Consider the following 20558-nt stretch of genomic DNA (forward strand, 5'->3'; position numbering starts at 1 on the left):
CCTCACAGCCGATAAAGATCTTACTTGGCCGCCACTTTCTCGGACTTGCCGTCATAGCGCTTGCGCCATTCGGTCAGGATCTCGTCGCGGTTTTTCGAGGCCCAGGCAAAGTCGTTCTTGATCAAACGCTGCTCATAATCGGCCGGCAATTCGGTTTGCGGCTTGGCAATCCCAGGTTGGGCGAGAACAGCGAAGTTCTCTTTGTAGAGCTCCATGGCCTCTGGGCTTGCAGAGAAGTCAGCCAGCTTCTTCGCCGCCTCTTCATGCGGTGTGCCCTTGATCACGGCGGTCGCTTCGATCTCCCAGCCCAGGCCTTCTTTCGGCAGGATGATGTCCAGTGGCGCGCCCTGACGCTTCAACTGAACAGCCGGGTATTCAAAGGAAATACCGATCGGGAATTCGCCAGCGGCCGCCAGTTTGCAAGGCTTGGAACCGGAGTGAACGTACTGGCCGATGTTCTGGTGCAGACCGTCCATGTACGCCCAGCCCTGCTTCTCGCCGAAGGTTTGCAGCCAGGCGCTGACGTCGAGGAAACCGGTGCCGGACGAGGCCGGGTTGGGCATGACGATTTTGCCTTTGTACTCAGGCTTGGTCAGGTCTTGCCAGCTCACGGGTTTGCTCAGGCCTTGCTTCTCGGCTTCGACGGTGTTGAAGCAAATGGTCGCGGCCCAGACGTCCATGCCGACCCAGGCTGGTGGGTTGGCGGCGTCGCGATAGTTGCTGCCGATCTTGCCCAGGTCCTTCGGCGCATAGCTTTGCAGCATGCCTTGTTGATCGAGGATCGCCAGGCTCGAAGCGGCCAGGCCCCAGACTGCGTCGGCTTGCGGGCGGGCTTTTTCGGCCAGCAACTTGGCGGTGATGATGCCGGTGGAATCGCGCACCCACTTGATCTCGACGTCCGGGTTGGCCTTCTCGAAGGCTTCTTTGTAGGTCTTCAGTTGTTCGGCTTCGAGGGCGGTGTACACCGTCAACTCGGTTTGCGCCGCGAAGGCGTTCAGGCTGAAAGCAGTGAGGACAGCAGCGGCCAGGGCCAGGGGCTTGAACATGATCTTTTCCTGTTTTTGAGTTGAAGGGCTTTCGGTTTTAGGAGCAGCGAATCAATTGCCGGGCGCCGTTTGCCGCCAGGCTTGGGAGCGACGCAACAAACCGCGCGAAGCCCAGGCCAGCAGCAGGGACACACCCGCAGAGGTGATCAGAATCAGGGTCGACATCGCTGCCGCACCGCCGACATTGCCGGCGTCATCCATGTTCAGCACCGCCACCGCCGCGAGGATGGTGTCGGGGCTGTAGAGGAAGATCGCCGCCGAGACGGTGGTCATGGCCGAGACGAACAGGTAGCGCACGATGTCCAGCAACGCCGGCAGGCAGATCGGCACGGTGACCCGCAAGTAATGCCGATACAGCGGCGCCTTGAGCGACATCGCGGCGGCTTCGAACTCAGCGTCGAGCTGACGCAACGCGGTGGTCGCGGTCATTTGCGCGGTGGTCAAATAGTGAGCAATGGTGCAGACCACCAGCAGGGTCATGGTCCCGTAGAGCACATGCAACGGGTTGCCGCTGAGGTTGAAAAAGAAGACATAACCCAGGCCCAGCACCAGACCCGGCACCGCCATCGGTACGAAACTGAGCATGCGCAAGCTCAGATTCAGTCCGCGCTGACCTTTGGTTTTTTCCATCAGGTAAGCGCCGGTGAAGATCAGCACGCTGCCGATCAACGATGTGCACAGGGCCATCTTCACGCTGTTGCCGTAGGCCAGCCAGCCGCCGCCCGCCGTGTCGTTGAACTGGTAATGGTTGAGCGACAGCGACAGGTTGTAGGGCCAGAATTTGACCAGCGAAGAGAATATCGCCATGCCAAACACCAGCAGCAACGCCGCGCAGATCAGCAGCACGATGAACAGGTAGCAGCCGTCGCGCATCTTTGATTCTGCGGGTTTGAACACCTGGGCGCGGCCGCTCATGGAGTCGCCATGACGTCGACGCAACCAGGCATCAACACCGAAGCTGAACAGCGCCGGCAACAGCAGGACCATGCCGATCAACGCGCCGCGACCGAACTGCTGCTGACCGACCACCGCTTTGTAGGCTTCCAGCGCCAGCACTTGATAGTCGCCACCGACCACCACGGGCACACCGAAGTCGGTGATGGTCAATGTGAAGACGAGGCAAAACGCGGCGAACACGGCCTGACGCGTCGCCGGCCAGGTAATACTACGGAAGGCTTTCGCCGGACTCGCACCCATGCTGGACGCTGCATCGAACAGTCGCGCATCCGCCAGGGAAAGCGCCGACAGCAGAATCATCAAGGCGTGTGGGAAGGTGTAGATCACCTCACCGAGCACAATGCCCCAGAAGCCGTAGATATTGTCCGAGAGCAAACCGCGCAACAGGCCCTGATTGCCGAACAGGTAAACCAGCGCAATACCCGGCAGCATCGACGGCGCCATCAATGGCAGCAGCGAAATCCCGCGCCAGATGCCCTTGCCGGGAATCAATGTGCGTTGCAGGGCGTAGGCAAACAGATAGGCCAGCGGTACGACAATCGCCGCGACACTGAGGGAAACCTTGAGGCTGTTACCCAGCAACCAGTGGAAATTCTCGCTGGTCACCAACTCCCGCGCGGCCACCAGACCACCACCCTGCCCGGCCTCCGAACTGAACCCGCGCCAGAAGATCGCCAGCAATGGCATCAACACGGCGACGCCGAGCAACACCAGCAACAGGACTTTGCCGCCGACCACGAACACCCGGTCGCCGATTTCGACACGGGAGATCTGCCGAATCTGCTTGTGCGGTATCGGCAGCGCGATGTTCGCGCTCATCAGGCAAACACCTGCAAGCTGCGAGGCGGCAAGGCGACCATGATCTGCTGGGCGCCGAGGCGCGGCATGGCTTCCGGCGCCAGTTCCGCCAACAACGGGTGACCCGGCAATTGGTCGAGTTCGAAGCTCATGCGGCAGCGATTGCCGAGGAAGGTGATTTCGCGAACCTTGGCCGGGAACAGGTTTTCTTCATGCACCAGCGGGTTGACGTTGATGGCTTCCGGACGGCAAAACAAACGGCCCGACGCGGTTTTCGCGCTGCCATTCGCCAGGCGCATGTTCAACCCGCCCACCTGGGCGTGGCTGTCGCTGCTGCGTTGGAACGGCAGCCAGTTACCCTGACCGACGAACTCCGCCACAAATGGTGTCGCCGGGCGGTCATAGATTTCCTGCGGCGTGGCGTACTGCTCGACCTTGCCGTTGTTCATCACCGCGATGCGGTCGGCCATCAGCATGGCTTCGTCCTGATTGTGCGTGACCATCAGGGTGGTGATGCCGAGGTTGCGTTGCAGTTGGCGCAACTCGGTACACAGATGCTCGCGAACCCGGGCGTCGAGTGCCGACATCGGTTCGTCCAGCAGCAATAACGAAGGCGCTGGTGCCAGGGCCCGCGCCAATGCGACGCGCTGCTGTTGGCCGCCGGACAATTGGCCGGGGTACTTTTTCTCACTGCCGATCAGGCCGACCAGTTCCAGCATCTGACCGACACGCTTGCGCACTTCGTCACGACCACTGCCCGCGAGGCCGTAGGCAATGTTCGCTTCGACAGTGAGATTGGGGAACAGCGCGTAGGACTGGAAGAGAATGCCGTAGTCCCGCGCCTGAGGGGCCAGATGGGAAACGTCACGATCCCCCAGGTACAACTCACCGCTGTCCTGCTTTTCCAGACCGGCAATGCAGCGCAGCAAGGTGGTTTTGCCACAACCCGACGGGCCCAGCAGGCACACCAACTCCCCGGCCGCCACGTCGAGGGAAACGTTATCCAGCGCGGTAAAGGCGCCAAAGCGTTTCTGCACGCCGCGCACCTTCATCGGGGCGCCGGGGTTGGTCAGGGCAGTAGCAATCGAGTGGTTCATGGACAGGCCTCATCAAGCAGATGAAGGCCATCCTAGGGATGTAATGCGTCCGTCATGTGGCAGTGAGGCAAAAATGGCTGATAGTGGTATTCGGGGATTTTGGTTGGGTCATGTGGTGCCTGTACTGGCCTCTTCGCTGGCAAGCCAGCTCCTACGGGTTATCGCGTTCCCCTGTAGGAGCTGGCTTGCCAGCGAAGAGGCCAGAACAGTCAGCACACATCTCAGGCCGGGGCCATTTCCTGCGCCAACCCGAGAAACGCCGCCGGCAGCCGCGCACCTTTGCGCTCCTTGAGGCAATACAGATACTCGGGAATCTGCGGTGCATTCTCGATGGTCAGCACCCGCAATTGCGGATCATGCGGTACTTCCTGCCGGGCAATGATGCTGATGCCGATGTTGCGCAGCACCGCCTCCCGGATCGATTCACGGCTGCCAATCTCCAGTAACGGCCCGAAACTCACCCCGGCGCTATCCAACAACTCTTCGGTCAATCGGCGAGTGGTCGAGCCCGATTCACGCATCAACAACGTATGCCCGGCCAGCGCACTGAGCGGCACATGATCGTGCACCGCCAGCGGATGATTACGATGCACCGCCAGCACCAGCGGATCGCTGCCGAGCACTCGGCGAATCAATCGCGCATCGTCGAGCAATTGCGACGATGCCGCGACATCCACCCGGTAATCCTCCAGCGCTTCGAGCACTTGTTGGGAGTTGCCGATTTCCACCGACACTTCCACCTGAGGCAAACGCTCGCGGAAGGTCTTCACCAGATCAAGGATGTAATACGGCGCCGTGGCCGCGATACGCAGCGTGCCCTGCACCTGACCGCTGTTGCGCAGAAAAAACTCGATGTCGGATTCCTGCTGCAACAACGCCTTGACCATCGGCAGCAGCCGCGCGCCTTCATCGCTGACGCTGAGTCGACGACCGCCACGGTAGAACAGCTCAACTGAGTACTGACTTTCCAGGTTGCGGATCTGCGTTGTCACCGTCGGTTGACTCAGGCCGAGCTTCTTCGCCGCCAGGGTAATGCTGCCCAGGCGGGCCACCATATAAAACGCCTTCAGCTCGGCACTCAGCACACCCTTCCCTCTTCATCTATTTACGCAGCAGGCGCAAACCGTTGAACACCACCAACAGGCTCACGCCCATGTCGGCGAACACCGCCATCCACATAGTGGCGATCCCGGCGAAGGTTACCCCAAGAAAGATCGCCTTGATGACCAAAGCGAGGGCGATGTTCTGTTTCAGGATGCTGGAGGTCTGCCGCGACAACCGGATGAACGCCGGAATCTTGCGCAGGTCGTCGTCCATCAGGGCCACATCGGCGGTTTCGATGGCGGTGTCAGTGCCGGCCGCGGCCATGGCGAAACCGATTTCGGCCCGCGCCAGTGCCGGTGCGTCGTTGATGCCATCGCCGACCATGCCGACGTGATGCCCCTGTGCATAAAGGGCTTCGATGGCTTGCAGTTTGTCGGTCGGCAGCAGGTCACCCTTGGCCTCGTCGATGCCGACTTGCGCGGCAATTGCTTGAGCGGTGTGGACGTTGTCGCCGGTGAGCATCAGGGTTTTGATGCCCAGGTCGTGCAATTGCCGGATCGCTTCGCGGCTGGATTCTTTCACTGTGTCCGCCACGGCGAACAGCGCCAATGGGCCGCAATTATCGAGCAGCAGCACTACGGACTTGCCCTGTTTTTCCAGGGCAAACAGCTTCTCTTCCAGCGCTGGCGAGCAGAGGTTCAAGCCTTCCACCAGGCGATGGTTGCCCAAGTGGTAAGTCTGGCCATTGATGTCGCCGCGCACACCGCGACCGGCCAGCGCTTCGAAGTTATCCACAATCAGCGGCGTGAATTGTTTATCCACAGCCGCGTTGGCGATGGCCAGCGACACCGGGTGGTCCGAGCGACCGGCCAGCGCCGCCGCAATCGCCGGGGCAGATTCGTCAGCCGTTGGATCGAGCGATAAATAATCGGTCTGCACCGGTTTGCCGTGGGTGATCGTGCCGGTCTTGTCCAGAGCCAGGTAATCGAGCTTGTAACCGCCCTCCAGATACACGCCGCCCTTCACCAGAATCCCTTTGCGCGCCGCTGCCGCGAGGCCGCTGACGATGGTGACCGGGGTGGAAATCACCAGAGCACACGGGCAAGCGACCACCAGCAACACCAGCGCGCGATAGATCCAGTCAAACCAGACTGCGCCCATGAGCAGCGGCGGGATCACCGCGACGGCCAAGGCCAGTACGAACACCACAGGTGTATAGATTTTCGAAAACTGGTCAACAAAGCGCTGGGTTGGCGCCCGCGCACCTTGGGCTTGTTCCACGGCATGGATGATCCGCGCCAGCGTCGAGTTGCTGGCCGCAGCGGTCACGCTGTATTCCAGAGAACCAGCCTGATTGATGGTGCCGGCGAACACTTTGTCGCCGACGGTCTTCTCCACCGGCAGGCTTTCTCCAGTGATCGGCGCCTGATCGATAGTCGAACTGCCCGAGACCACTTCACCGTCCAGACCAATCCGCTCACCGGGCCGCACTCGCACTCGCGCGCCGAGCTCGATGGTTTTGACGTCTTGCTCGACCCAGCTGCCGTCGGCCAACTGCACCGTGGCCTGTTCCGGGGTCATTTGCATCAAGCCGCTGATGGCGTTACGCGCACGGTCCAGGGATTTGGCTTCGATCAGCTCGGCCACGGTGAACAGGAACATCACCATCGCCGCTTCCGGCCACTGCCCGATCAGGATCGCGCCGGTCACGGCGATGCTCATCAGCGCGTTGATGTTCAGGTTGAGGTTTTTCAGGGCGATCCAGCCCTTTTTGTACGTGGTCAGTCCGCCACTGAGGATCGAGACCAGCGCGATGACCGCCACCACCCAGTTGGGCGCGGCATTGGTGAAGTGAATGACCTCGGCAGCCAGCGCCCCCACACCGGACAGCGCCAATGGCCACCACGGTTTTTTCTCCAGCGCAGGAGCAGGCGCTTCAACGCCTTGCTCCAACGGCTCGGCAACCATGCCCAGCGACTTGATCGCCTCGATGATCGGCGCAGTACTCGGCAGATCGTGGGTCACGCCCAACACCCGGTTGATCAGGTTGAATTCCAGCTGCTGCACACCCGCGAGCTTGCCGAGTTTGTTCTGGATCAGCGTCTGCTCGGTCGGGCAGTCCATCGCGTCGATGCGGAAACTGCTCAGCCGCGCACCGGCCGTTGGCGTTTCGCTCAATTTGATCAGCGACGGTGCCGCCACTTTGGCAGAACAGCAGGAATCGCCGTGGCCGCCATGCTCATGGCTGTCACGATTATGCGGGGGCACAGGCTGCAGTTTGTGGCTGTGATCGTGCTCAGCCTTGGGGATGTGGGTGTGTTGGGAATCGCTCATCGGGTCGCGTCCATGAAGGTGCCTGTTGCCAAGTAAAGACCCTGTAGCCACTATAGGGTCAAGCACCCATTTGGAGATTGCCGTCATGAAGATCGGAGAATTGGCCAGACTCACCGACTGCGCCGTGGAAACCATTCGCTACTACGAGCGCGAAAACCTGCTGCCGGAACCGGCCCGCAGCGACGGCAACTACCGTGTCTACACCCAGGCCCACGCCGAACGCCTGACTTTCATCCGCAACTGCCGCACCCTCGACATGACGCTGGACGAAATCCGCAGCCTGCTGGCATTGCGCGACAGCCCGCAGGATCAGTGTGAAAGCGTGAATGCGTTGATCGACGAGCATATTCATCACGTCAAAGCGCGAATCGATGGGTTACTGGCATTGCAGACACAACTGCTCGACCTGCGCCAACGCTGTGGCGAAGGGCCGGAGATTGATCAGTGCGGGATTTTGCAGCGGTTGGAAGTGAGTGGAGGGGTTGTAGCGACGGAGGTTGAGCACTCCCATGTCGGCCGCAGTCATGGCCACTAAAACCACCACATAACCCTGTAGGAGCCGAGCTTGCTCGCGATGGAGGCAGCACATTCAACATTGATGTGTCTGACAAACCGCCATCGCGAGCAGGCTCGGCTCCTACAGGATTTGCGGTCGTTCTTTAGACTGCCATCGGCGCCGTCATCGGCGCGTGGTGCTGATAGCCCTCAAGCGAGAAATCGCCCGGCTCGATCAACTCCAACCACTCCGGCTGATAAACGCCAGTCTTGGCAAACTCCGGCACACGGTCGCTGATCACCAGTTGGGGCATCGGGAACGGCTCGCGCTTGAGCTGTTCATTGAGCATGTCCAAATGGTTTTCGTAAACGTGGGCGTCACCGATGAAATAGGTGAACCAGCGTGGCGTGTAACCGGTCAGGCGACCGATCAGGCTCAGCAGCGCGGCGCCTTCAGTGAGGTTGAACGGAGTGCCCAGACCCAGATCGTTGGAGCGGATGTAGAGGGTCAAGGAAATTTCCTTGGTCTCGACATTCGGGTGGAACTGGTACAGCAAGTGGCACGGCGGCAGAGCCATTTCATCGAGCTGGGCGACGTTCCAGCCGTGGAACAGGATGCGGCGGCTGCCCGGGTCCTTGATGATGGTGTCGACGCACTGACGGATCTGGTCGATTGCCTTGTACAGCACCACATAAGCCTGACCGTCTTCTTCGCCTTCAGCGATCTGGCGATAGCCCTGGCTCAAGGTCTGCTCGATCGCGGCTTTGTTGCTGACCGGGATCTGCTTGTACGCCGGCCACTTGCGCCATTGCACGCCGTAGATTTCACCGAGGTCGTCTTCGCCCTGACGGAACGGGTTGGCCAGCCACTGCGCGTTTTCGTTAGCGTTCTGGTCCCAGACCTTGCAGCCTAGCGCCCGGAATTGCGCGGCGTTATTCACCCCACGCAGAAAACCACACATCTCGCCGACGGCTGATTTGAAGGCCATCTTGCGCGTGGTGATCGCCGGGAACCCTTCTTTCAGGTCATAACGCAGCATCGCGCCTGGAAAGCTGATGGTGTTCACGCCGGTGCGGTTGGCTTGCTTGGTGCCGTTCTTGATGACGTGGGCGACCAGTTCGAGATATTGCTTCATGAGTTACCTGTGTCCTTGAACCCGGAGGCCGTCGCCCCCGGGATTCGAATTTATACGGCCGCCGCTGGGGTCGCCGGAGCGCGGTGATACGCCAGCCAGATCAGGAACAGACCGCCGACGATCATCGGTACGCAAAGCACTTGGCCCATGGTCAGCCAGTTCCAGGCCAGATAGCCCAGTTGCGCGTCCGGTACGCGGACGAATTCGACGATGAAACGGAAGATGCCGTAGAACAGCGCAAACATCCCGGACACCGCCATGGTCGGCCGCGGCTTGCGCGAGAACAACCACAAGATCAGGAACAGCGCGACGCCTTCCAGCGCGAACTGATACAGCTGCGACGGATGGCGCGCCAGTTGCGCCGGATCGGTCGGGAAGACCATCGCCCACGGCACGTCAGTCGCCTTGCCCCACAACTCGGCGTTGATGAAGTTACCGATACGCCCGGCACCCAAGCCAATCGGCACCATTGGCGCGACGAAGTCCATCAGCTGGAAGAACGACTTGTTGTTCTTTTTCCCAAACCACAGCGCCGCCAGCATCACGCCGATGAACCCGCCGTGGAACGACATGCCGCCCTTCCACACTTCGAAAATCAGCGCCGGGTTGGCCAGGTAGGCGTGCAGATCGTAGAACAGCACATACCCCAAACGGCCGCCGACAATGACGCCCATCGACATCCAGAAGACCATGTCGGAGAGTTTCTCCTTGGTCCAGCTCGGGTCGAACCGATTCAACCGGCGAGATGCCAGCAGCCAAGCGCCGCCAATGCCGACCAGGTACATCAACCCGTACCAGTGGATTTTCAGCGGACCGATGGCCAGGGCCACCGGGTCGATCTGCGGGTAAGGCAGCATTGCGACTCCTCGTTAGAGTTGAAACCAAAATTCCCGGGCGACGCTGCCACCTCAGGATTAAGCCAGGATTGCGCTGTGCGTCAGAGCAAGAAATTCAGGCCAACGCAGAACAGCAAAGCGGCAAACAGTCTTTTCAGCAACTTCGGCGACAGCCTGTGGGCCAATCGCGCGCCGATACGGGCGAAAAACATGCTGGTCAGAGCGATCCCCAGCAGCGCCGGCAAATAAATAAAACCGAGACTATGAGCCGGCAACAACGGATCGTGCCAGCCCAGAATCATGAAACTTAGTGCACTGGCCAACGCGATGGGCAGACCACAGGCCGATGATGTGGCCACAGCTTGTTGCATCGGCACACTGCGCCAGGTCAAAAACGGCACTGTCAATGAGCCGCCGCCAATCCCGAATATCGCCGAGGCCCAGCCAATCACGCTACCGGCCATGGTCAGACCGAGTTTGCCCGGCACCGTGCGACTGGCCTTGGGTTTGACGTCCAGCGCCAGTTGCGCGGCGATGACCAGGGCGAATACGCCAATGATCTTCTGCAAATTCGGGCCGGAGATCGCTTCGGCAGTCAGCGCGCCGAAACCGGCGCCGATCAGAATGCCGACGGTCATCCAGACGAAAATCGGCCAACGCACCGCGCCACGACGCTGGTGTTCGCGCACAGCGTTGATCGACGTAAAGATAATCGTCGCCAGGGACGTGCCGACCGCCAAGTGGGTCAGGATCGACGTGTCAAAGCCCTGCAAGGTGAAACTGAATACCAACACGGGGACGATGATGATCCCGCCACCCACCCCGAACAGCCCGGCCAGCACGCCTGCGCAGGCGCCCAGCGCCAGATAGAGCAGAAAATCCATGCCTGCATCCCACTCTTCACCCAAAACCGGAGCGGCATGGTAACGGATGCATGGCCTTGGGCTCCACTGGATGGCGATGGATACCCGCGCGATGTCTGCGTAGAGTGGGCAAAAAACACACAAGGACCACCTTATGTGCCTGATTGTCTTCGCCTGGCGGCCCGGCCACGCCCAGCCGCTGATCGTGGCGGCCAACCGCGACGAATTCTATGCCCGCCCGAGCCTGCCCCTGGCGCAATGGCCCGAAGCGCCACACGTTTATGCCGGCCGCGACCAGGAAGCCGGCGGCACCTGGCTCGGTATCGGCGCTAACGGGCGCTTCGCCGCGCTGACCAATATTCGTGATCCGCATCAACCGCCGTCGCGCAAATCCCGAGGTGAGCTGGTGGCCGGTTTTCTGTTAGGCGACAAACCGATTGCTGACTATTTGGACGACGTTGTCAGACGTTCGCTGGAATATTCCGGGTTTAATCTGTTGATCGGCAATGCCAACGAGCTGTGGCATTTCAATGCACGGGCGTCTGAAGCGGTGATGCTGGCACCCGGTGTTTATGGGCTGTCGAATGCAGGCCTGAATACACCGTGGCCGAAACTGCTCAAGGCACGGGCGGCGCTGGAGGAAGTGTTGGGGGATCCACAGCCTCAGGCTTTGCTGGCGTTATTGGCGGATTCGCAGACGGCGCCGTTTGCCGAACTGCCGGACACCGGGGTTGGGCTGGCGACCGAGACGTTGTTGTCGAGTGTGTTTATTGCCAGCCAGAGTTATGGGACGCGGGCGAGTACGGCGCTGATTGTCCGGGCGGATGGGACGCGGCATATGGTCGAAAGGAGTTTCGGGCCGTATGGCGGGCATTTGGGGGAGGTGGAGATCAGGATTTAGGCATTGCCTGGACTGACGCCATCGCGGGCAAGCCTTGCTCCTACAGGGTTGTGGCTGCACGCAGCAGCGCGAACGACACAAATCCGTAGGAGCATGGCTTGCCCGCGATGGGGCCGCCGCAAAGTTAGAGGGGCTTGATCGCCGCCGGATTGATCATCCGCGCCAACCCAAGGTTCTTCAGCGCCAGTTGCAGCGAGCTGTGGATAACTTGCGGGTTGTCGATGGTCATCAGCTCCGCGAGCAAATCCTTGGCCTTGCTCAGGTTGATCTGACGCAGCATCCACTTCACTTTCGGCAAGTTGGTGGCGTTCATCGACAGGCTGTCGAAGCCCATCGCCATCAACAGCACCGCCGCCGCCGGATCGCCGGCCATCTCACCGCAGATACTCACTGGCTTGCCTTCGGCATGAGCGTCACGCACCACGCTCTGAAGGGCTTGCAGCACCGCTGGGTGCAGGTAGTCGTAGAGGTCGGCTACCCGCGGGTTGTTTCGGTCTACAGCCAGCAGGTACTGGGTCAGGTCGTTGGAGCCGACCGACAGGAAGTCCACTTGCCGCGCCAGCTCCTTGGTCTGATACACCGCCGCCGGAATCTCGATCATCACGCCAACCGGCGGCATCGGCACGTCGCAGCCTTCGTCGCGCACTTCACCCCAGGCCCGGTGGATCAGGTGCAGCGCCTCTTCCAGTTCATGAGTACCGGAGATCATCGGCAGCAGAATCCGCAGGTTGTTCAAGCCTTCGCTGGCCTTGAGCATGGCGCGGGTCTGCACCAGGAAAATTTCCGGGTGATCAAGCGTGACGCGAATCCCACGCCAGCCAAGGAACGGGTTGTCTTCCTTGATCGGGAAGTACGACAACGCCTTGTCGCCGCCGATGTCCAGGCTGCGCATGGTGACCGGTTGCGGGTGGAACGCGGCGAGCTGCTCGCGGTAGATTGCCAGCTGTTCTTTTTCACTCGGGAAGCGCTGGTTGATCATGAACGGCACTTCGGTGCGGTACAGACCCACGCCTTCAGCGCCGCGCTTCTGCGCCCGCGCCACGTCTGCCAGCAGGCCGGTGTTGACCCACAGCGGCATGCGGTGGCCATCGAGGGTCACGCACGGCAAGTCGCGCAGTGCATCCAGCCCGAGGGCCAGTTGTTTTTCTTCCTCGACCACTTCGGCGAACTGCTTGCGCAGCACTTCACTCGGGTTGGTGTAAACCTCGCCGTGGTAACCGTCGACGATCATCTGGATGCCGTCGACTTTCGAATACGGCAAGTCGACCAGGCCCATCACCGTCGGGATGCCCATGGCACGCGCCAGGATTGCCACGTGGGAGTTGCCGGAACCGAGGACCGACACCAGACCCACCAGCTTGCCTTCCGGCACCTCGCCGAGCATCGCCGGCGTCAGTTCTTCGCTGACCAGAATGGTGTTGTCGGGGTAAACCAGGGTTTGCTGACGCTCCTCCTGCAAATAGGCGAGCAAGCGGCGACCGAGGTCTTTCACGTCTGAGGCGCGCTCACGCAGGTAGGCGTCGTCCATCAATTCGAAACGATTGACGTGATCTGTGACCACTTGACGCAATGCGCCCTGGGCCCACTGACCGGTCTTGATGACGGTAGTGACTTCGTTGCCCAGCGCGGCATCGTCGAGCATCATCAGGTAGACGTCGAACAAGGCGCGCTCTTCCGGGCGCAACTGTGTAGCGAGCTTGGTCGACAATGCGCGCATATCGGCGCGCACACCTTCGATGGCAGTCTTGAACAGCCCGAGTTCGGCTTCGATGTCGACGATAGTCTTGTCCGGCACCACGTCCAGATCGGCGGGGGGCAGCATGACCACCGCCGTACCGACCGCCGCACCCGGCGAACCTGGCACGCCGACAAACTTGGCTTCCTGAATGCCCTTGCCCTGACGGCCCAGGCCCCGGATCGAACCCGTGGCTTCGGCGTGGGCGATAACGCCGGCGAGCTGCGCGCTCATGGTCACGAGGAAGGCTTCTTCACCTTCATCGAACTGGCGGCGTTCTTTTTGCTGAATGACCAACACGCCGACAACGCGGCGGTGGTGAATGATCGGCGCCCCGAGGAAGGAGGCGAAGCGTTCTTCACCGGTCTCGGCGAAGTAGCGATAGCGCGGGTGGTCCGCAGCATTTTCGAGGTTCAGGGGTTCTTCGCGCGTACCGACCAGGCCGACCAGACCTTCGTTGGGTGCCATGCTGACCTTGCCGATCGAGCGCTTGTTCAAGCCCTCGGTGGCCATCAGCACGAAGCGGTTGGTCTCAGGGTCCAGCAGGTAGACCGAGCAGACCTGGCTGCCCATGGCCTCTTTGACGCGCAACACAATAATCCCCAACGCCGCCTTGAGATCCTTGGCGGAGTTAACTTCCTGGACGATCTTGCGCAGCGTATTGAGCATGGCTCGGGGTCGAACTCCGTCGTCAGTCGCGCGTTAAAAGGCGCGGGGCAAGCTCTTTGAGAGCGCGTCGATACACCTCGCGCTTGAATGTCACCACCTGGCCCAACGGATACCAATAACTGACCCAGCGCCAGCCATCGAACTCCGGTTTACCGGTCAAATCCATCCGCACCCGCTGCTCGTTGGAGACCAGGCGCAGGAGAAACCATTTCTGTTTCTGGCCGATGCACAGCGGTTGGCTGTGGGTACGGACCAGACGTTGCGGCAAACGATAGCGCAACCAGCCCCGGGTGCAGGCGAGAATTTCAACATCTTCGCGCTCAAGACCCACTTCTTCGTTCAACTCGCGGTACAAGGCGTCTTCCGGCGTCTCCTGGGGGTTGATCCCACCCTGTGGAAACTGCCACGCATCTTGATTGATACGGCGAGCCCATAGCACCTGTCCGGCATCATTCGTGAGAATGATCCCGACATTGGGGCGGAAACCATCGGGGTCGATCACGGCAACAACCTCGCAAACGCATGTCGCCGCATTGTTCCACAAAGGTTGTGAAAGCAGCAACGCGCCGACCGACCTTATGTGCACTCTTGTGAAAAGTCCGTATTCTGGGCGCCTTTCTACAGACTTTTCAGCGAGTAACTGCAATGCGGCTGGCTTTATTCGACTTGGACAACACCCTGCTGGGCGGCGACAGTGACCACGCCTGGGGCGATTACCTGTGTGAGCGCGGCTTTCTCGACGCCGTCGCCTACAAGGCCCGCAACGACGAGTTCTATCAGGATTACCTGGCCGGCAAGCTGGATAACGCCGCTTACCTGAACTTCTGCCTGGAAGTCCTCGGCCGCACCGAAATGGCCACGCTGGATCAATGGCACCTGGATTACATGCGCGATTGCATCGAGCCGATCGTGTTGCCCAAGGGCGTGGCGCTGTTGGCCAAACACCGCGAGGCGGGCGACAAGCTGGTGATCATCACCGCGACCAACCGCTTTGTGACCGGGCCGATTGCCCAGCGTTTGGGGGTTGAGACCTTGATCGCCACCGAGTGTGAGATGGTCGATGGTCGTTACACGGGCCGCAGTACCGACGTGCCGTGCTTCCGGGAAGGCAAGGTGACGCGGTTGAATCGTTGGCTGGAAGAGACCGGGTTTTCGCTGGAGGACAGCTATTTTTATAGCGACTCGATGAATGATTTGGCGCTGCTGGAGCAGGTTACACATGCGGTGGCAGTCGATCCTGATCAAAATCTGCGCGCCGAGGCCGAGAAGCGTGGTTGGCCGGTGATCACTCTGCGCGACTGATTACGCCTTCGCTGGCAAGCCAGCTCCTACAGGGTACGTACTGCCTTTGTAGGAGCTGGCTTGCCAGCGATTGGGTCAACTCGGTCTCAAGCCTTAAACAGGCTTGGCACCCATCAAACCCGCAATGGCCACAAAACAGACAAAACTGAACAACGCCAACGCAAAGGTAAATTTACCGACGCTACCCGGCGCCTTACGCAGTTTGTTAAGCCGCACCAGCAACCAGAACCACGCCAGCGCCGCCACGGTGTAAAGCACGCTCGACGCCAACAACCACGTCTGCCCCAACGACCAGCCCACCAGATGCACCATCCACCAGCCAGTCACCGGCATGCTCAGCAGCGCCAGGCCCATCAACAGCCAGATAAACACTCGCGGTCGCTGCAAGGTACGGCTTGCCGCCGTCGCGTCGCCATTGCGCCGCGTGCGCCAGACCCAGATCCCAAGACCCATCGCGCCGATCAGCAACACCACCGTTGCAAGCATGTGCGCCGCTTTCAGGGCAGTTAACGTTTCCATTGTTCGGTTTCCTTATGGCCTGCCCTTCAGAGTAGCCACTCAGCCAAGAAACAGCTGATAGGCCGGGTTGTCGCTTTCGTCCCAGTACGGGTAGCCGATGTCTTCAAGGGCCGCCGGCACCAGATGACGCTCTTCATGCGGCACTTGCAGGCCCGCCACCACCCGGCCATCCGCCGCGCCGTGGTTGCGGTAGTGGAACATCGAGATATTCCAGCGCCCACCGAGCTTGTTGAGGAAGTTGAACAACGCCCCCGGACGCTCCGGGAATTCGAAGCGCAACACCACTTCATCGACGACATGGGCCGCACGACCACCGACCATGTGGCGGATGTGCAACTTGGCCAGTTCGTTGTCGGTCAGGTCCAGCACCGGGAAGCCCTGCTCGGTGAGGCTCGCCAGGAGCGCACTGCGCGGATCGGTTTCCGGGTGCGTCTGCACGCCCACGAAGATGTGCGCTTCGCTGCCGGTGTTGTAGCGGTAGTTGAATTCGGTGATCTGGCGTTTGCCGATGGCTTCGCAGAACGCCTTGAAGCTGCCCGGTTTCTCGGGAATGGTCACGGCGATGATTGCTTCGCGCCCCTCACCCAGTTCGGCGCGTTCGGCGACGTGGCGCAAACGGTCGAAGTTGACGTTGGCGCCGGAGTCGATGGCCACAAAGGTATGGCCGGTGACGCCGTTCTGCTCGACATATTTCTTGATACCGGCCACGCCCAGTGCACCCGCCGGTTCAGTGATCGAGCGGGTATCGTCGTAAATATCCTTGATCGCCGCACAGATCTCGTCGGTGCTGACGGTGATCACTTCATCGACATAGTCTTTGCAGATATCGAAGGTGTGCTGACCGATCTGCGCCACCGCGACGCCGTCGGCGAAGAGGCCCACGGTCGGCAACACCACGCGCTCGCCGGCCGCCATGGCGGCTTGCAGGCAGTTGGAGTCGTCCGGTTCGACGCCGATGATCTTGATTTCCGGGCGCAGGTATTTCACATAGGCCGCGATGCCGGCGATCAGCCCGCCGCCGCCCACCGGGACGAAGATCGCATCCAGGCGCCCGGGGTGCTGGCGCAGAATCTCCATGGCCACCGTGCCCTGCCCGGCAATGGTGTGAGGATCGTCGTAAGGGTGGATGTAGACGTAACCTTTTTCGTCGACCAGTTTCAGCGAGTAGGCCAGGGCTTCCGGGAACGAATCCCCGTGCAGCACCACTTTGCCGCCGCGCGAACGCACGCCTTCGACTTTGATTTCCGGGGTGGTCTTGGGCATGACGATGGTGGCTTTGACACCCAACACTTTCGCTGCCAGGGCCAGACCCTGTGCGTGATTGCCCGCCGAAGCCGTCACCACGCCGCGAGCACGTTCTTCATCGCTCAACTGGGTCAGCTTGTTGTAAGCGCCGCGAATCTTGAACGAGAACACGGGCTGCAAGTCTTCGCGCTTGAGCCAAATACTGTTGCCCAGCCGCTCAGAGAGCTGGCGGGCAGTCTGCAATGGGGTTTCTATGGCAACGTCATAAACGCGCGAGGTGAGGATCTTTTTGACGTACTGTTCGAGCATCGGAAAGCATCACTGAGCGGGTTGGGCAGGGCCAAGGAGTCTAACCCGGCTTTTGGGCAGGCGACCACACGAATCAAGAGGTTTTAACCCTCGCAGGCGATAGAGATCCATTGTGGCGAGGGGGCTTGCCCCCGTTCGGCTGCGAAGCAGTCGTAAAATCTACTGATGCGCTCTACCTGAAAGAATGCCAGGGAACGCTTCGCGCTCCAACGGGGGCAAGCCCCCTCGCCACAGGCAAGCCCCCTCACCACAGGCAAGCCCCCTCACCACAAAATCCTGCTTGCACTGACATACCGTCGCACCGGCCAATCGGGCAATGACCTTACCCGCCCCGGGGCCTATAATGCCGGCCTATCGTCCCTCTTCGGCACCTCGGAGCCCGCATGACCCAGGATCAACTCAAACAGGCAGTGGCTCAGGCCGCCGTCGACTTCATCCTCCCGAAACTCGACGACAAGAGCATTGTCGGGGTCGGCACCGGCTCCACCGCCAACTGCTTCATCGACGCCCTGGCCAAGCACAAAGGCGCATTCGACGGCGCGGTCGCCAGCTCCGAAGCCACTGCCGCCCGTCTCAAGGGCCATGGCATTCCGGTGTATGAGCTGAACACCGTCAGCGACCTGGAGTTCTACGTCGACGGCGCCGATGAAAGCGACGAGCACCTGAACCTGATCAAGGGCGGCGGCGCAGCCCTGACCCGCGAGAAGATTGTTGCCGCCGTGGCCAAGACTTTCATCTGCATCGCCGATGCCAGCAAACTGGTGCCGGTGCTCGGTGCGTTCCCGCTGCCGGTCGAGGTGATCCCTATGGCCCGCAGCCACGTAGCCCGCGAGCTGGTGAAACTGGGCGGCGACCCGGTTTACCGTGAAGGCGTGCTGACCGACAACGGCAACATCATCCTCGACGTATTCAACATGCAGATCACCAACCCGGTTGAACTGGAAAGCCAGATCAACGCGATTGTTGGCGTGGTCACCAACGGGCTGTTTGCAGCACGTCCGGCGGATTTGCTGTTGCTGGGCACCAGCGAAGGCGTGAAAACCCTGCGCGCCGAATAATCCCGCCACAACGCAAAACCTGTAGGAGCCGGGCTTGCCCGCGATAGCGGTGCATCATTCAACATCTCTGTCGACTGATGCACCGCTATCGCGAGCAAGCTCGGCTCCTACAGTGGTTTGTGGCGAACACACGATCTGCGCATGGCTCCCACAGTTGTTCTGGGGTGTTGGTCAGGGTTGTGGTGGTTTTTTGAAGACGTAGAAGAGGTTCGGTTCGCTGACGAGGTACATCGTGCCATCGTCGTCCATGGCGATGCCTTCCGCTTGCGGCACGGTCTTTTGCAGACCCTGGCGTCCCTTGTTCAGTGACATCGTACTCAACGGACGCCCGTCCACATCCAGCTCCAGAATCAGCCGCGACTCGTCAGACAGCGCCAGTAAATGGCCGCTGCGCTCGTCGTATTGCAGGCTCGACAGGTCTCGCACGAACATCCCGGCATCGCGCTTGGGGTTGTTCACCACATGCACGGCGTAGGATTTCTCCAGGTTGTAATGCGGGAAGCCCTGCACTTCGTAGATCAGCATCGGGTCGCGCTCCTTGGCGACGAACAACCGCTTGCCCACCGAATCGTAAGCCAACCCTTCAAACCCCTTGTTACTGCCCATGTGCACGCCGAGGGTCATCTGCTCGGCGTCCGCACCGTCGAGGAAGGTGGTGTCCTTCTCCAGATGAATCTTGATCAGTCGCTGCTGGCTTTCATCCGTGATCACGTAGGTGTCGGGGCTGATGAATTCCACCGCCTCCGGGTCGCCAAAGCCAATCAACGCCACACGCCGCAGGATCTCGCCCTCAAGGGACAGCTCGATCAGCTCGGAGTTTTTGTTGGTGACCGTGAACAGGCTTTTGCGCAGCGGATCAAACGTCAGCGCCGAGACGTTATCGTCCAGTCCGTCGATCGCCCGTGCTTCGATGTCCACCCGGTATTGATCCAGGCCAATGGATTCACTGCTCTGCGGCTGCCAAAGGGTATGCAGGTTGAACCAGGCACGTTCGAACAGGCGCATGTATTGCATGACCGCAACCAGCACGATCAGCGCAATCACTGACAGGATCAAAATGAGGGGTTTGGGACGGGCAAGTCGGCGCATTCAGGCAAGCTCGAAAACAAAACAGGCGGATGAAATATCACGCCTGTATGAATTCAAGCTTAATGGCCAGTGGCTTTCGACCACAACTGCGCGAGTGTTGCCGCCTACTTCTGCTTTTCGAAGCGATAGAACAGATTCGGCTCACTCACCATGTACAGCGTGCCCGCTTCGTCCATGGCCACGCCTTCGGCACGGGGAATGGTTTTTTTCAGACCATTAAAGCCGCTCAACAGCGCGATGAAACTGACTTGCTCACCCTTTTTGTCCAGCTCCATCAACAAGTGGGACTCGGCGGACAGCACCAGCATGTGGCCAGTCCGCGGGTCGATGGCCAAGGCCGACAGGTTGCGCATGTCCAGCGCATGACTGGCCAGCTTCAGCTTGTCACCGGTAAGAACCCGGCCGTCACCTTTCCAGGCAAACAATGCCGGCGGACGTTCTTCGCCCAGCAGCAGCTGCTGGTTGCTCGAATCCCAGGTGACACCTTCAAAGGCCTTGTTCTGGTCTTTCGAAGGCCCAAGGTCGTACTTCGGAAAGTTGGCGATGTTCAATTCACGGGTGTCGGCATCAACCTTGACGATGGTGATCAGATGTTCGCGCTCATCGACAATCGCCAGCAGGCCGTTGCCCAACACGGTGACGCCTTCAGGGTTGCTCCAGCCCACCAATGGAATTTTGCGCAGCACATCGCCCTGCAACGACAACTCGACCAAGAACGGATTTTTACCCATCACCGAAAACAGGGTTTTGGTCTGAGGGTCGTAGGCGAGATCCGATGCTTCGTCCTTTTCCATACCCGGCAATGTTTTGGCATCGATCACTGCCCGGTAGTCAGGAAGCCAGATACTGGCCTGACGCTCGGCCGGGCTTTTGAATTGCTCTTTCACCCAGAGCACACCCCGGTCATCCCAATGCATCGCAAACGCCACGCCGTAGGCGATGGCTGCAACCAGGAACAGCCAGGAATACCAACGCAAGGCGAAGCGGGAGCGGCTGGCAGTTTTGAAGGTGGGCAGCGGTGTGGTGGCCATTGGGGGATGCGTTCCAGAAATTCAGGCTAAGGGTAATAGCATAATTGGGACCGGCTCAAACGCCGCAAGCGCCGGAATTATCCAGAGAAAATGT

18 protein-coding genes are annotated in these 20558 nt (G+C 60.3%); 4 read left to right on the forward strand and 14 right to left on the reverse strand.

Annotation, left to right across the window (positions count from 1 at the left end; translation table 11 throughout):
* Positions 1-20: 20 nt before the first annotated feature.
* The 5 genes from ACWGZX_RS12695 to ACWGZX_RS12715 form a co-directional block, all read right to left on the reverse strand.
* Positions 21-1046 (reverse strand): putative 2-aminoethylphosphonate ABC transporter substrate-binding protein, encoded by a 1026-nt coding sequence (locus ACWGZX_RS12695; RefSeq protein ID WP_452628539.1) that lies wholly within the window; start codon positions 1044-1046, stop codon positions 21-23.
* 51 nt (positions 1047-1097) lie between these two features.
* Positions 1098-2822, reverse strand: a complete 1725-nt coding sequence (locus ACWGZX_RS12700) for a putative 2-aminoethylphosphonate ABC transporter permease subunit (protein WP_452628540.1) — start codon at positions 2820-2822, stop codon at positions 1098-1100.
* Positions 2822-3898: a putative 2-aminoethylphosphonate ABC transporter ATP-binding protein gene (locus ACWGZX_RS12705; RefSeq protein WP_452628541.1), complete on the reverse strand. Its 1077-nt coding sequence runs from the start codon at positions 3896-3898 to the stop codon at positions 2822-2824. The genes ACWGZX_RS12700 and ACWGZX_RS12705 overlap by 1 nt, the downstream gene beginning before the upstream one ends.
* A 221-nt stretch (positions 3899-4119) precedes the next feature.
* Complete coding sequence (locus ACWGZX_RS12710) at positions 4120-4983, reverse strand: LysR family transcriptional regulator (RefSeq protein WP_150781271.1); 864 nt, start codon at positions 4981-4983, stop codon at positions 4120-4122.
* Positions 4984-4999: 16 nt separating this feature from the next.
* Positions 5000-7276, reverse strand: a complete 2277-nt coding sequence (locus tag ACWGZX_RS12715; RefSeq protein WP_452628542.1) for a heavy metal translocating P-type ATPase — start codon at positions 7274-7276, stop codon at positions 5000-5002.
* An 85-nt stretch (positions 7277-7361) separates the two neighbouring features.
* Between ACWGZX_RS12715 and cadR the strand changes: the two genes are divergently transcribed.
* Positions 7362-7811, forward strand: a complete 450-nt coding sequence (gene cadR / locus ACWGZX_RS12720) for a Cd(II)/Pb(II)-responsive transcriptional regulator (protein WP_452628543.1) — start codon at positions 7362-7364, stop codon at positions 7809-7811.
* Positions 7812-7935: 124 nt separating this feature from the next.
* Here the strand turns inward: cadR and ACWGZX_RS12725 are convergent, their stop codons facing one another.
* The 3 genes from ACWGZX_RS12725 to ACWGZX_RS12735 all read right to left on the reverse strand — a co-directional run bounded on the left by ACWGZX_RS12725 (position 7936) and on the right by ACWGZX_RS12735 (position 10627).
* Positions 7936-8907 carry a thymidylate synthase gene (locus tag ACWGZX_RS12725; protein ID WP_452628544.1) on the reverse strand — a complete coding sequence of 324 codons (972 nt, stop codon included), beginning with the start codon at positions 8905-8907 and terminating at the stop codon, positions 7936-7938.
* 50 nt (positions 8908-8957) lie between these two features.
* Positions 8958-9764, reverse strand: a complete 807-nt coding sequence (gene lgt / locus ACWGZX_RS12730) for a prolipoprotein diacylglyceryl transferase (protein ID WP_452628545.1) — start codon at positions 9762-9764, stop codon at positions 8958-8960.
* Between the two features lie 80 nt (positions 9765-9844).
* Positions 9845-10627, reverse strand: a complete 783-nt coding sequence (locus tag ACWGZX_RS12735; protein ID WP_452628546.1) for a sulfite exporter TauE/SafE family protein — start codon at positions 10625-10627, stop codon at positions 9845-9847.
* A gap of 133 nt (positions 10628-10760) precedes the next feature.
* Here ACWGZX_RS12735 and ACWGZX_RS12740 point away from each other — a divergent pair, with 133 nt between their 5' ends.
* Positions 10761-11507, forward strand: a complete 747-nt coding sequence (locus ACWGZX_RS12740) for an NRDE family protein (RefSeq protein ID WP_452628547.1) — start codon at positions 10761-10763, stop codon at positions 11505-11507.
* 124 nt (positions 11508-11631) lie between these two features.
* Here ACWGZX_RS12740 and ptsP read toward each other — a convergent pair whose 3' ends face one another.
* Positions 11632-13911, reverse strand: coding sequence for a phosphoenolpyruvate--protein phosphotransferase (gene ptsP, locus ACWGZX_RS12745; RefSeq protein ID WP_452628548.1), 2280 nt, complete (start codon positions 13909-13911; stop codon positions 11632-11634).
* A 22-nt stretch (positions 13912-13933) separates the two neighbouring features.
* Positions 13934-14413, reverse strand: coding sequence for an RNA pyrophosphohydrolase (locus tag ACWGZX_RS12750; protein ID WP_095083604.1), 480 nt, complete (start codon positions 14411-14413; stop codon positions 13934-13936).
* 143 nt (positions 14414-14556) lie between these two features.
* Between ACWGZX_RS12750 and ACWGZX_RS12755 the strand changes: the two genes are divergently transcribed.
* A complete protein-coding gene (locus tag ACWGZX_RS12755) occupies positions 14557-15213 on the forward strand; it encodes a histidinol-phosphatase (protein WP_452628549.1) in 657 nt (218 codons plus the stop codon).
* 93 nt (positions 15214-15306) lie between these two features.
* Here ACWGZX_RS12755 and ACWGZX_RS12760 read toward each other — a convergent pair whose 3' ends face one another.
* Both ACWGZX_RS12760 and ilvA read right to left on the reverse strand, forming a co-directional pair.
* On the reverse strand, positions 15307-15732 hold the full coding sequence (locus ACWGZX_RS12760; protein WP_452628550.1) for a DUF2269 domain-containing protein: 426 nt from the start codon (positions 15730-15732) through the stop codon (positions 15307-15309).
* Between the two features lie 39 nt (positions 15733-15771).
* The gene (gene ilvA, locus ACWGZX_RS12765) at positions 15772-17286 is read right to left on the reverse strand and encodes a threonine ammonia-lyase, biosynthetic (RefSeq protein ID WP_223517916.1); all 1515 of its coding nucleotides are present in this window, start codon (positions 17284-17286) and stop codon (positions 15772-15774) included.
* A gap of 383 nt (positions 17287-17669) precedes the next feature.
* Between ilvA and rpiA the strand changes: the two genes are divergently transcribed.
* Positions 17670-18344: a ribose-5-phosphate isomerase RpiA gene (rpiA, locus tag ACWGZX_RS12770; protein ID WP_223517915.1), complete on the forward strand. Its 675-nt coding sequence runs from the start codon at positions 17670-17672 to the stop codon at positions 18342-18344.
* Positions 18345-18515: 171 nt separating this feature from the next.
* On the opposite strand, the gene ACWGZX_RS12775 is transcribed toward rpiA, so the two are convergent.
* Positions 18516-19433 (reverse strand): SdiA-regulated domain-containing protein, encoded by a 918-nt coding sequence (locus tag ACWGZX_RS12775; RefSeq protein WP_452628551.1) that lies wholly within the window; start codon positions 19431-19433, stop codon positions 18516-18518.
* 104 nt (positions 19434-19537) lie between these two features.
* Positions 19538-20464 (reverse strand): SdiA-regulated domain-containing protein, encoded by a 927-nt coding sequence (locus ACWGZX_RS12780; RefSeq protein ID WP_452628552.1) that lies wholly within the window; start codon positions 20462-20464, stop codon positions 19538-19540.
* Positions 20465-20558 lie beyond the last annotated feature (94 nt).

The sequence above is a fragment of the Pseudomonas sp. CLCA07 genome, from assembly GCF_053615335.1.